The sequence below is a fragment of the Pseudomonas sp. LS.1a genome (genome assembly GCF_022533585.1).
GTDB lineage: Bacteria > Pseudomonadota > Gammaproteobacteria > Pseudomonadales > Pseudomonadaceae > Aquipseudomonas.
In genome coordinates this window covers 3,129,549-3,142,068 of the sequence record NZ_CP092827.1, presented here as the reverse complement: position 1 = coordinate 3,142,068, position 12,520 = coordinate 3,129,549, and the positions used below count along the sequence as shown (strand labels likewise).

Sequence of the window (12,520 nt, the reverse complement as noted above, 5' to 3'; positions counted from 1 at the left end):
CAGGGAGGCGTTGATCTGGCGCCTCGCGTCAGGCTTTTGACCTTGTCACCAAGGGAGGACGCTTCATGGGAAGCGACATCTCGCAGTTCAGTCCAGCGCCCGCAGACAGGCAGCACACCTGGACCTTGGCCGCCTACCGTTATATGGCGCGCAAACGGCTGGGCGGGAACAGCACCATCGACCTCAAGAGCATCGCGGCCAAGAGCTGGGACATTGCCCCTGGTGAAGTCACGGTCTCGCCCCCGGCCTTTTACCTGCCAGGCCAACTGGAGCGGGTGACGGGCTGGGAAGGCAAGCGTTTCTATCCCTACGTGCACCCTGCACGCACCATGGAGGGCGGTATCAGCACGCTGCAAGGGCCAACCCGCGGTTACCTGATCAAGGAGGTGTGGCTGGTCGACGGGGCCTTGTACAAGGGCAACGCCAGCCACTGGCTGTCGCTGAAGCCGGGCCTCCTGCCGACCATCATGGTGGACAATGAAATCGACCGTGCGGCCATCTATTGCACGCAAAATGGCAATACGTGGTTCGGTACCTGGTTGATGGAGGATTGCCCGACCTATGCGCTGGCCTGTAACGAAGGTATACCGGTAACCACCGCGCCCTCGGCCAGATTCCCGCTGTTTACCCAGGCGCCGGCCTATGAAGACTGGCTGGAGATGAACCCGCTGCGCCTGCGCAGTGCGTTTTTCCGCGAGCTGGTGTTGTTCGATGACCTGGCCAACAACCGCAGTCGGCATTCCCGCTACCGGGCCATGGGCGACAAGTTGCTGTCGCATGTGCTGTATGCCCCACACCCTGGGGTGTTTCTGCTGCGTGGTGGCGATGGTGACCTGCGCCTGTTGCGCAATGAGCTGGCGTTGGCCGAGCACTTGCGCGCCACCCGCGGCTTTCGCATCGTCGACCCGCTGAAGACCGATGTACCAAGTATCGTCGCGGCCTGCGCCGGGGCACGGGTGGTCATTGGTGTAGAGGGTAGCCAGCTGGTGCATGGGGTGAATGTATTGCAGGCCGGCGGTTGCCTGCTGACCTTGCAGCCGCCAAACCGGTTTGTCAGCTACTACAAGTACCTGACGGACCGTGACCTCCAGCATTTCGGCTTTGTGGTCGGGATACCCGAAGGCGATGGTTTCACGATCGATATTGGCGAAGTGGAGCGGACGTTGGACCTGTTTCCGCGATAAGCGTGTAGTATCCGGGCGCATGGCAGCTGCGAGCGGGGTGAGGGATGATCGAGGTATCACGGTTCTGGCGCGACCCGGCGCTGCCCTTCGTCGAAGCCCGGCGGGTAGGGGACGGGCGGCAGGTGTGCTACGCCGCGCATTCCCATGAGAGCTTTTCCATCGGGGTGATCACGGGTGGGCACAGCACCTACCTCAACGGTGACCAGCGTATCAAGGTGGAGGCCGGTACCACGGTGCTGATGAACCCAGGTGTGGTGCATGCCTGCAACCCCATCGCCGGGGAGCCGTGGTCCTACCTGATGTTGTTTGTCGATATGCCTTGGTTGCAGGCGCTGGGGTTTGCCTTGCCGGCCCAGACCTGGAGTAGCTCGCCGGCGTTGTACCGGTGCCTGTTGCAGGCCTTTGCCGACCTGTTCGACGCCAGCGTGCCAGACCGGGAAGCCCGCCTGGCGGCGCTGTTTGGCGCACTGCCGGATTTGCTTGACGGTAATGTTGGCGTGAACGACGAGGGCAACCCGCGGCTGGACGCGGCGGCAGCGTTCATACGTGCCCACCGTAGCGATCCGCTGAGCCTGGACGACATCTGCGCGGCCTGCGGCCTGTCGCGCTCGTACCTGATTCGTGCGTTCCGCCAACGCTTCGGGCTGACGCCGCATGGCTACCTGCTCGATCAGCGCGTGCAACTGGCCAGGGCGCAACTGCGCCTGGGCCGGGCAATTGCCGAGGTTGCACATGAGGCCGGGTTTGCCGACCAGGCGCACCTGCAGCGGGCCTTCAAACAGCACCTGGCGGCGACGCCGGGGCATTACCGCAACGCATTCGGTTGAATTGCCCTGTTGGCCGTCATGGCCCGATCGCCGGCAAGCCAGCTCCCACAGGTACTGCACAGGTCTTGAGGGCAGCGCGGCCGGGGGGGCTGGCTTGCCAGCGACAGGCCGGTGTGCAGCCAGCCTTAAATGACCAGGTAAACCGCGCTGCCCACCAGCAAGGCCGCCAAGCCCCGATTCAGCAGGCGCATGTGCCGTGGGTTGCCCAGGTACTGACGAACCACGCTTCCGGCCCACGCCCAGCTGGCCACCGAAATGAAGCAGATCGGCCCGTAGATCCAGGTAAACAGCCACAGCAACTGCTGCTCACCGCCGGTGTAGGCACCCACCCCGGCCACCGCTGCCAGCCATGCCTTGGGGTTGAGCCATTGCATCGCCGCGCCGTGCCAGGCCGAAGGGGCCTGGGTGGGATGTGCGCTGCCGAGCTGCCCGTCGTCGCTGGCCAGCTTCCATGCCATGTACAGCAGGAACGCCACGCCGCCCCAGTGCAACAGCAGGCCCAGCAAAGGCCAGCGCAGCAGCAGTTGATGCAGGCCAAGCCCGACCAGCACCAGCAGCAGGCAGAAGCCCAGCGTGGCACCGGCCACATGCGCAAGGCTGGCACGCAGGCCATGGCGGGCACCGCTGCCCAGCGCGACGATGTTGACCGGGCCGGGGGAGATCGAGGCCGCCAGTGCGAAAGCGGCCATGGACAGGGACAGGCTCATGAGGGTGATCCGTGTGGTTGAGGGGGGCCTCCATGCTCGGGTATCGGCAGCCTGTGGTATTGAAGAAAAGTACCCACTCCGGACCAATGCATTTCCCTGTGGGAGATTGCCCAGCCCTTTGGGCTGCGCTGTCGCACAGATAACTGAATTCGCAAGCGATCCTCGTACTCTGTGGGAGCGGCTTTAGCCGCGAAGAATCCAACGCGGTGCATGGCACCGGCTGCGCCGGTGTTCGCGGCTAAAGCCGCTCCCACAGGGTCCCTGCTAATTCAATGAGTTATGTGCAGTTCTATGAGAGCGTGGCTCCGAGATGTTGTTACAGGTTTTGTAATAGTTTTGCGCTATCAGGGAATGCTGCAGCGCTTGTAGGATCATTCTTCCTATTTGCTATCAAGGTCTATATGAGCACCTTCGCGGAGCCCCCCAGTCCCCGGCCTTTACGGCCTTCCTTCTCCCGTCCACGTGACGCTGCCCTCGTGAGTACCCGCTAATGGAATGGCTAGCCGACCCCACGGCCTGGCTGGGCCTGTTGACGCTGATCGTCCTCGAGCTGGTGCTGGGTATCGACAATCTGGTGTTCATCGCCATTCTTGCCGACAAGCTGCCGCCGCACCAGCGCGACCGCGCGCGGGTCATTGGCCTGAGCCTGGCGTTGATCATGCGCCTGGGCCTGTTGGCCAGTATCTCGTGGATGGTCACCCTGACCGCGCCGTTGTTCGAGGTGTTCGACAAGAGCTTCTCGGGCCGTGACCTGATCATGCTGTTCGGTGGTGTTTTCCTGCTGTTCAAGGCCACCATGGAGCTGCATGAACGCCTGGAAGGCCACGTCGCCCAGGCCAGCGGTGTGGTGCGCCACGCTGCGTTCTGGCCGATTGTCGCGCAGATCGTGGTGCTCGATGCGGTGTTCTCGCTGGACGCGGTGATCACCGCGGTGGGCATGGTCGAGCAGTTGTCGGTGATGATGATCGCGGTAATCTTCTCGATCGGCATCATGATCGTTGCCAGCAAGCCGCTGACCCGCTTCGTCAACGCCCACCCCACGGTGATCATGCTGTGCCTGGGCTTCCTGATGATGATCGGCTTCAGCCTGACCGCCGAAGGCCTGGGCTTCCATATCCCCAAAGGTTACCTGTATGCGGCCATCGGCTTCTCGATCCTGATCGAGCTGTTCAACCAGCTGGCCCGTGCCCGCCGCAAGCGCAGCCTGCAGCAGCACCGACCACTGCGTGAGCGCACCGCGCATGCGGTGCTGCGCCTGCTGGGTGGCCGCCGGGTCGAGGCTGACGAGGTGGGCGAGGAAATCGCCGACCTGGTCGAAGGTGGTGAGGAGCAGGTGTTGTTCGACCGCCGCGAACGGGTAATGATCAGTGGCGTGCTGAACCTGGCCGAGCGGCCGATCCGCACAGTGATGACCGCCCGCGCCGAGGTCGATGTGATCGATCTGGCGCAGCCGGCCGACGCCGTTGCCCAGGCCCTGGCCCATTCGCCGTACTCGCGCCTGCCGTTGATCCGCGATGGCCGCGTGGACGAGCCACTGGGCTTCGTGCACAAGAAGGAACTGCTCAAGGAACTGCTGTCAGGCAGCCAGCCCGACCTGGAGGGCATGGCGCGGGTACCGCTGAACCTGCTGGAGAGCTTCAGTATCCTCAACGCCCTTGAGCAGATGCGAGCCCAGTCGACGCACATCGCCTTCGTCGTCAACGAGTTCGGTGACTTCACCGGCCTGCTGACGATGACCGACATTCTCGAATCGATTGCCGGTGAGCTGCCGGATGCCAGCGAGGTCGAAGGCCCGGGTATCGTCCCGGAAGGTGAAGGTTTTGTGGTCAGCGGTGCGTTGAACCTGAGCCAGGTACAAGCGCGTACCGGCTTCAGCGCCCGCGCCACCGAGGACTACCAGACCCTCGCGGGGCTGGTGATGAGCCTGCTCGACCGCCTGCCAATGGTCGGTGACCGCCTGGCCTGGAATGGCTGGACGCTGACCGTGGAAGCGGTCGAGGAGCGGCGAGTGCGCCAGGTTCGGCTTACACCGAACGGCGGCGTTGACGCAGCAGGTGTTTGAAACCTTCGATCACCAGCACCAGCACCGCGGCCCAGATCGGCAGGTAGGTCAGCCACTGGTCCGGGCCGATGGTTTCGCCCAGCAGCAGCGCCACGCCGACCAGTAGCACCGGTTCGACGTAGCTGAGCAGGCCGAACAGGCTGAACGGCAGCAAGCGGCTGGCCAGCACGTAGGCGATCAGGGCCGATGCACTGATCGCCCCGAGGATCGGGATCAACGCATACAACCCGGGGTGTGCCTGCAGATCGGCAGGAGAAAGCGGGCCTTGGATCACGAAGTACAACGCCCAGGGCAACAGCAGGCACATGTCGCACCACAGGCCACCCAGGTGCTCGGTGCGGCAGCGCTTGCGCAACACGAAGTAGATCGGGTAACCGATCGTCACCACCAGGGTTTCCCAGGCGAAACTGCCATGCTGGTACAGCTCGTGGCCCACGCCCAGCGCAGCGCAGGCCACGGCCACCTTCTGCAGGCGTGACAGGCGCTCGCCATACACCAGCCGCCCGGTCAGGACCATGGCCAGCGGCAGCAGGAAGTAGCCCATCGACACTTCCAGGCTGCGCCCGTGCAGGGGGGCCCAGAGGAACAGCCATAGCTGCACGCCCATCAGCCACGATGTGCCGACCATGCCCAGCAACAGCAGCGGCGTGCGTCTTGCCCGAGCGAGCAGTTCGCCCACCCGTTTCCAGTCTTTCGAGACAAGCATGAACAGGGTCAGGCAGGGCAGCGTCAACAGGGTGCGCCAGCCAAAGATCTCCTCGCCATCGAGCGGCGTGAGCAGAGAGGTATAGAAGTACATCACGGCGAACAGACAGGACGCCATGACCGACGAGAGAATGCCTTTTGACACGAATGCCTCGAATAGGGAATTGAGCGGGTGGATCAGCCGCGCATGATCTCAGGGGGCGCGGCTTGCGGCAACCGCGATGCAGCCGGGCGTGCCGCCAGCGCCTCGAGGAACTGGGCAGCCGGCATGGGCCTGGCGAACAGGTAGCCCTGCTGGAAGTCCACCTCGTGACGGGCCAGGTAATCGCGCTGTGCTTCGGTTTCCACGCCTTCGGCAACGATGCCCAGGCCCAGCTTGGCCGACAGCTCGATGATGGTCTCGAGGATGTGTACCGACAGTGCGTCGGCACCGATCATGGCAACGAAGCTCTGGTCGATCTTCAGGTAGTCGACCTTGAACTGGCGCAGGTAGTTGAGGCTTGACTGACCGGTGCCGAAATCGTCCAGGGCGATCTTCACACCCATGGCGTTGAGCTTCTCGAACAGTTCCAGGGCCACCGGTGTGGCCTCGATCAGCTTGCGCTCGGTCAGCTCCAGGGTGAGCACCACCCGGCCTGGCGGGAAGTGCTGGAGGAACGTGCGGCAGTCGTCCAGCAGGCTGAAGTCGCGGCAGTGGTCGGCAGTGATGTTGATGCCGATATGGAAACCGTCTTCCAGCAGCCCGGCATAGGGTGCAAGGTTCTGCGCGGTGTGCATCATCAGCGCACGGGTCATGGCGACGATCTGGCCACTGTGTTCGGCATAGGGGATGAACAGGTCGGGGCGTACCAGTCCTTCGCGCGGGTGGTTCCAGCGCATCAGTACTTCGGCGCCGGCCCAGCGGTAATCACCCTTGCGCACCACCGGCTGGAAATACGGCAGGAACTCGTCGGCTTCCAGGGCCCGTTGCAGTTCGGCGCGCGGGGAGGTGGCGCGACGAACCTGCCAGCGGCACACCAGGGCGGCCACCGCACCCAGTACCAGCAGCAAGCCGAACAGGGCAGGGTAATGGCTGCGCCACAGCAGCCCCTGCTGGTCGGCGCCATAACCGCCATGCACGCTGAACGGGTAGCGTGTCGAGCCCAGCAGCACATTTGCGCTGGCTGCCGCAGGTGGCACACCTTTGTGCACGATGCCATCCTTGCCCATCCAGGCATCACCCACGCGGATCTGCAGGACTTCATCGGGGCCGATCAGGCGCAGTGCCGTCAGCAGGTGTTCGCCATCCACCGTACTGATCGCGCCGCGGTCGCCGTCGCTGGCCCGATAAACCAGCAGCGGGTGGCCAGGGGTGACCGAGTTGCCGTCCATCAGCCACAGCTTGCCGTCGACGTAGTCGCCGGGGTTGACCGGCTCGTCGAATGCGCCGAACAGCGAGGTGCAATAAAGGGCGTTGTGCCGGAACAGGTTGGTCGAGCGCACGAAGGCGTTGCGCGTGACCTGGGCGCGCAGCATGAGCTGAGCCTCGTCGCACGGGCTGTCGACAAGCGGCAGCAGGGCATTGGCAGCGCTGGACAGGTTGTCGAGAATGCGCTCGACGTGCTCCACCACCTGGCGGGCGGTGGCCTGGCTGCTGGCCTGCATTTCGCGCTCGATCTGCCAGTTCATCACGGCCAGGCCGCACGCCACCGGCAGCACGCCGACGACCCAGGGCAACAGGGTGCGCCAGCCGAGGCCGGCGCGGCGTTTGACGGTAAGGGGCATGCTGACCTGATCTGTAGAAAGGATTACGAGAGGATAGCCGCTTGTCGGAACCCATGAGCAACTAAAACGCGACAAACCATTTTACGCAATGTAGAATCGATTTACGAATACAACAATAAGGTCCTTCGATACCGAAGGATCAAGCCCGCCGAGAATGGGTCCACATGACATACCATGGGTTCAAGCTGATAATAGGTGACTTCCTCGCCCGCAGCGTGCGGGGTATCCCGTGCTCACCACCATTTACGTCCCACATCCCACGCAATCAATAATTTTCGCTGCAGATGAGGACACGAACATGGCTGATATCTTCGACAATCCAATGGGCCTGATGGGCTTCGAATTCATCGAACTGGCTTCGCCGACCCCTGGCGTACTCGAGCCGGTATTCCAGATGCTGGGCTTCACCAAGGTGGCTACCCACCGTTCCAAGGATGTGCACCTGTATCGCCAGGGCGACATCAACCTGATCCTGAACAACGAACCCAAGAGCATCGCCTCGTACTTCGCCGCCGAACACGGCCCGTCGGTATGCGGCATGGCGTTCCGCGTGCGCAACGCCCATGAGGCCTATGCCCGCGCCCTGGAACTGGGCGCCCAGCCGGTGGAAATCGAAACCGGCCCGATGGAGCTGCGCCTGCCGGCGATCAAGGGCATCGGCGGTGCGCCGCTGTACCTGATCGACCGTTTCGAGGAAGGCAGCTCGATCTATGACATCGACTTCAAGTTCATCGAGGGTGTGGACCGCAACCCGGTGGGTGCCGGCCTGAAGATCATCGACCACCTCACCCACAACGTTTATCGCGGGCGCATGTCGTACTGGGCGGGCTTCTACGAGAAGCTGTTCAACTTCCGTGAAATCCGCTACTTCGACATCAAGGGTGAGTACACCGGCCTGACTTCGCGCGCCATGACCGCACCGGATGGCATGATCCGCATCCCGCTGAACGAAGAGTCGTCCAAGGGCTCCGGGCAGATCGAAGAGTTCCTGATGCAGTTCAACGGCGAAGGTATCCAGCACGTCGCCTTCCTGACCGATGACCTGCTCAAGACCTGGGACGCCCTCAAGGGCTTCGGCATGCGCTTCATGACTGCACCGCCGCAAACCTACTACGAGATGCTCGAAGAGCGCCTGCCAGGTCACGGCGAGCCGGTAGACCAGCTGAAAGCGCGCGGCATTCTCCTTGATGGCGCCTCGCAGCCTGACGACAAGCGCCTGCTGCTGCAGATCTTCTCAGAAACACTGCTCGGCCCGGTGTTCTTCGAGTTCATCCAGCGCAAGGGTGATGACGGCTTTGGCGAGGGCAACTTCAAGGCCCTGTTCGAGTCCATCGAGCGCGACCAGGTGCGCCGTGGTGTGCTGAGCACCGACTGATCCCCTTGGAGTACCGCCGCCGTCATGCATGGTTGGCGGCGGTACCACGCCGGTTGACCCGCGCCCTGAACAGGGTCAGATAGACAATCGAGCCTGTCACGATCCCCACCAGCATCAGCGAAGGCATGATTTGCAGCATCGACTGGCGGGCTTCCCGAGCGGTATAGCCTTGGGCGTAGCCACCCTTGACCTGATATCCATATTTGGCCGAATGCGCGCTTGCAGTGAACTCGGACTGAGAGGGACGTTGCCTGTCGCGGCTGTCTCCGTGGCTCCAGATGTACCGGTCGCCAAACGCCAGCAGCAGCGTCAAGCCATCCTGAAAAGCGTCCAGCTCGTTGCGCAGTTGCATGGCATAGGCGGTCACTATGACACCGTTGTCCTTGCCACCCAGGTAAAAGTTGACCAGCAATTTATTGGCCACTGACCCTGGGCCGTAGGCCAGTTCGACCTGGCGGCCGGACAGGGCAAAGGCCGACAACTCAGCCAGTGAATCCGAGGTGGTGCTGCAGTAGGCCTGGTCGTCCTTGAGCAGGGACAGCGAACGCACCATGGAGCGGCTGGCCACCTGGTCCCGCAACGTGCCGATGACGTCATTGCAAGGTTTGCCCGCAAGGGGCAGGGCCTGAAGAGCGGTTTCGTGCATGCGGTCCAGCGCTTGATCAACACTGAAAACTGCCTCCTGGACCGAAATGTTCGCGTTTTCCGCGAGTTTCGTTTCCAGCTGGAATACCATCACCAGCAACCCTGAAACCACGGGCACCAGGCCCAAGGCGATGAGCAGCAGCAGTTCCAGCAAGCTGCGCCCGGCGTGCATGATTTTCGACATAGGCCAATTGCTCTCCGGTCCGAAACTGTTCGTGGTGAACAGTTGAACCCTGAGCCTATGTATTCAATGACCGGCCGGCTGTAGGCCGGGTGCAGTGCGCGTTATGGGAAATCCGAAAGCCCGGCGTAGGCCGCTAGCGGCCCTTGAGTTTCGCGAGCACTTTCTCGGCCAGCAATTCTGTGGAGGCAGGGTTCTGCCCGGTGATCAGCCGACCATCGGCAACCACATACGGCTGCCACGGGTCATCATGCTTGCTGTAGTTACCGCCGCGGGCGCCCAGCTCGTTTTCCGTCAGGAAAGGGACCACCTTGTCCAGTTCCACCAGCTTTTCCTCGGTATTGGAGAAACCGGTCACCTGACGGTCCTTCAGCAACAGGCTGTTATCGCTGAGCTTGATGTTCAGCAGGCCGACAACACCATGGCAGACCGCAGCGACAATGCCCTTGTTCTCGTAGACCCGGCGTGCCAGCTCTTGCAGCGGCTGATTGTCGGCAAAGTCATACATTACCCCGTGCCCGCCGGTGTAGTAGATGACGCTGTATTCTTCGGCTTTCACCTGGCCAGGGCTCAAGGTGTTGCCCAGGCGGCTCATGAAGCGCTTGTCGTCATACCATTGCCAGTCCAGGTCAGGGGCCATTTGCAGGCTGTGCGGGTCAACGGGTACGTAGCCGCCCTGCGGGCTGACATAATCGACCGTGTAGTCGGCCTTTTCGACTTTTTCGACAAAGTGCACGGCTTCCCCCAGCCACAACCCGGTAGCCCGCTTGAGGGTCGGATACTTGGCTGTATTGGTCAGCACCACCAGCATTTTCTTGCTCATGACCACGCTCCCGTCGGCAACCTGAATGGGCCGTTGCTCCCTGGCCCGAGGGAAAACCTAATGAGCATAGCTGTCAGGTGCGAGTACGCCATTATTGCGTGGCGTGTGTTGTGCTAACGTGAACGGCATCCACGGGCGCGCCCGTGCGCTTTCCTGAACCCTGCTGGAGTCATGATAGTGGTCGCAAACGGTACGCCGCGCGAGCCTGCGCCGCAGGTTATCCTGCAAGCGCCTGTGTTGGCGCCGGACATGATGGCCGAGCGGATTGCACGCTTCGACTGGGGGCGCACATCGCTCGGGCCATTGCCGCGCTGGCCGGCATCGTTGCGCATTGCCGTCGACATGATGCACTTGTCACCGTTCCCGTGTGCTGTGGTCTGGGGGCCGGACCTTAGCGTGGTCCACAACGATGCCTACCGGGCGTTGCGGCCGGTTGCCCTGGATGCATTGGGCCTGGCCTTCGATGCGCTGTGGAGCGATGTATGGCCGGCGATGGGGCCTTGGGTATTCAAGGCGCTTGAAGGGCACTCGAGTTTTGTCGAGGACCCACCACTGCGTATTGCCTGCGGCGAAGGCATGGACCCGTTTTGGTGTGCGTTCGGTTATGCGCCGCTTCGTGATGAGCTGGGCAGCGTGGCGGGCTTTCTGCACACGGTGATCGAGACCACCGCGAGCATTGAGGCTTACCACCATTGGCGCGAGCAGGCGCAAGGCTTCGAGCGACAGATCGAACAGCATGTGGCCGAGCGCGAGCAGTTCTGGCAGTTGTCGCGTGATGCGATGATGACGGTTACTCCCGAGCTGAAGGTGCATGCCGCTAACCCCGCCTGGTACCGCATTCTGGGTTGGGCCGAGGAGCAGGTACGGGACGTTCCGGTACTGGAACTGGTGCATCCGGCGGATCGCGCCGAAGTACAGGTGGCCGTGTCCGGGTTCCTGCAGTACAGCAACACCGAGCAGTTGGAGACCCGCCTGCGTCATCGCGATGGCCATTACCACTGGTTTCGCTGGAGCGCGCGCTTCGATGGCACCCTGCTGACTGCGGTTGGCCGGGACATCACCGAGGACCGTGAAGAGGCTGCTCGTCAATCCGAAGCCCTGATGCGCAACAACGAACGCCTGGAGGTGGTTGGCCAGTTGGCCGGCGGCGTGGGCCATGAAATGAACAACTTGCTGTCCGGTATCGGTGGCAGCCTCGAATTGCTGCAACGGCGCCTGCAGGAAGGGCGACTGGAGCGGGTAGAGGCCTATGTCGCGGTGGCACGTGACTCGGTGCAGCGCGCCATGGAGCTGACCCATCGCTTGCTGGCGTTTTCTCGTCATCAGCCTTTGGCTCCCAAACCGCTGGACTTCAACCGGCAATTGCGGCTGAGCGAACCCCTGTTGCTGCGTACGCTGGGCGCCGAAATGCGTTTGCACTGGCAGCTGGATGTTACGCCGTGGGCGGTGAACCTCGATGTTTCCCAGCTTGAAAATGCCTTGATCAATCTTTGCGCCAATGCCCGTGAAGCGTGCCTGGAACGTGGCAATGTCACGCTGCGTACCGTCAACAAGCGGTTGAAGACGTGTTTTCCGGATGAGGACGGCCTGCCGCCAGGCGACTACGTTGCCTTGCAGGTGGAGGATGATGGCCATGGCATGTCGGCGGTAGACATTGCCAGGGCCTTTGAGCCGTTCTTTACCACCAAGCCCATCGGGCGTGGCTCAGGGCTTGGCTTGTCGATGGTGTATGGCTTCGTCGGCCAGTCGGGGGGGTACGCCTGGATCGAGTCGGCGCCAAACCAGGGCACCAAGGTTTCCATGCTTTTTCCAAGGTGGCATGACCCGGTACCCGAGGCGCCCGCGCTGGCGCCGCGCTCGCACCGCATGGCCGGGGGGGAACGCCTGTTGCTGGTCGATGACGAGCTCGGTTTGCGTGCGGTGATGCGCGAGTACCTGACCGAGCGTGGTTTCGAAGTCACTGAGGCGGGCGACGCCAATAGTGCGCTGGAGCGCTTCCGCCATGGCGGCCCGTTCGATCTGGTGATCACCGACATCGGCTTGCCGGGTGGTTTCAGTGGTCGCCAGGTGGCCAAGGCCATGCGCATGCAGCTGCCGCAGCAGAAGATCCTGTTCATCACCGGTTACGCGGATCAGCCGATCGAAGCGCAGTTGCTCGAACAGCCGGGCACGGCATTGATGAACAAGCCGTTCTCGCTGGCAGACCTTGCCGACCAGGCGTTACGCATGCTTGAGGCGTAATACGTT

10 protein-coding genes are annotated in these 12,520 nt (G+C 62.6%); 5 read left to right on the top strand and 5 right to left on the bottom strand.

Going from position 1 to position 12,520, the window contains the following annotated elements; all coding sequences use genetic code 11:
* The first annotated feature begins 65 nt into the window (after positions 1 to 65).
* Both MKK04_RS14480 and MKK04_RS14475 read left to right on the top strand, forming a co-directional pair.
* Positions 66 to 1,184: a glycosyltransferase family 61 protein gene (locus MKK04_RS14480; protein ID WP_207832561.1), complete on the top strand. Its 1,119-nt coding sequence runs from the start codon at positions 66 to 68 to the stop codon at positions 1,182 to 1,184.
* Positions 1,185 to 1,228: 44 nt separating this feature from the next.
* The gene (locus MKK04_RS14475) at positions 1,229 to 2,011 is read left to right on the top strand and encodes a helix-turn-helix transcriptional regulator (protein WP_063914234.1); all 783 of its coding nucleotides are present in this window, start codon (positions 1,229 to 1,231) and stop codon (positions 2,009 to 2,011) included.
* 125 nt (positions 2,012 to 2,136) lie between these two features.
* Here the strand turns inward: MKK04_RS14475 and MKK04_RS14470 are convergent, their stop codons facing one another.
* The gene (locus MKK04_RS14470; protein ID WP_063914233.1) at positions 2,137 to 2,718 is read right to left on the bottom strand and encodes a LysE family translocator; all 582 of its coding nucleotides are present in this window, start codon (positions 2,716 to 2,718) and stop codon (positions 2,137 to 2,139) included.
* 490 nt (positions 2,719 to 3,208) lie between these two features.
* Here MKK04_RS14470 and MKK04_RS14465 point away from each other — a divergent pair, with 490 nt between their 5' ends.
* The gene (locus MKK04_RS14465; protein WP_233687666.1) at positions 3,209 to 4,780 is read left to right on the top strand and encodes a TerC family protein; all 1,572 of its coding nucleotides are present in this window, start codon (positions 3,209 to 3,211) and stop codon (positions 4,778 to 4,780) included.
* Here the strand turns inward: MKK04_RS14465 and rarD are convergent.
* Together rarD and MKK04_RS14455 are read right to left on the bottom strand one after the other, a co-directional pair.
* Positions 4,743 to 5,630 (bottom strand): EamA family transporter RarD, encoded by an 888-nt coding sequence (rarD, locus tag MKK04_RS14460; protein WP_207832565.1) that lies wholly within the window; start codon positions 5,628 to 5,630, stop codon positions 4,743 to 4,745. The genes MKK04_RS14465 and rarD overlap by 38 nt on opposite strands.
* Before the next feature lie 32 nt (positions 5,631 to 5,662).
* Positions 5,663 to 7,249, bottom strand: coding sequence for an EAL domain-containing protein (locus MKK04_RS14455; protein ID WP_207832567.1), 1,587 nt, complete (start codon positions 7,247 to 7,249; stop codon positions 5,663 to 5,665).
* A 298-nt stretch (positions 7,250 to 7,547) separates the two neighbouring features.
* Between MKK04_RS14455 and hppD the strand changes: the two genes are divergently transcribed.
* Positions 7,548 to 8,624, top strand: coding sequence for a 4-hydroxyphenylpyruvate dioxygenase (hppD, locus tag MKK04_RS14450; RefSeq protein WP_025339331.1), 1,077 nt, complete (start codon positions 7,548 to 7,550; stop codon positions 8,622 to 8,624).
* Between the two features lie 22 nt (positions 8,625 to 8,646).
* On the opposite strand, the gene MKK04_RS14445 is transcribed toward hppD, so the two are convergent.
* Both MKK04_RS14445 and MKK04_RS14440 read right to left on the bottom strand, forming a co-directional pair.
* Complete coding sequence (locus MKK04_RS14445) at positions 8,647 to 9,453, bottom strand: CSS-motif domain-containing protein (RefSeq protein ID WP_207832569.1); 807 nt, start codon at positions 9,451 to 9,453, stop codon at positions 8,647 to 8,649.
* Positions 9,454 to 9,586: 133 nt separating this feature from the next.
* Positions 9,587 to 10,273, bottom strand: coding sequence for a type 1 glutamine amidotransferase domain-containing protein (locus MKK04_RS14440; RefSeq protein ID WP_241105599.1), 687 nt, complete (start codon positions 10,271 to 10,273; stop codon positions 9,587 to 9,589).
* A 171-nt stretch (positions 10,274 to 10,444) separates the two neighbouring features.
* On the opposite strand from MKK04_RS14440, the gene MKK04_RS14435 reads away from it, so the two are divergent.
* Positions 10,445 to 12,514 carry a hybrid sensor histidine kinase/response regulator gene (locus MKK04_RS14435; protein WP_207832571.1) on the top strand — a complete coding sequence of 690 codons (2,070 nt, stop codon included), beginning with the start codon at positions 10,445 to 10,447 and terminating at the stop codon, positions 12,512 to 12,514.
* Positions 12,515 to 12,520 lie beyond the last annotated feature (6 nt).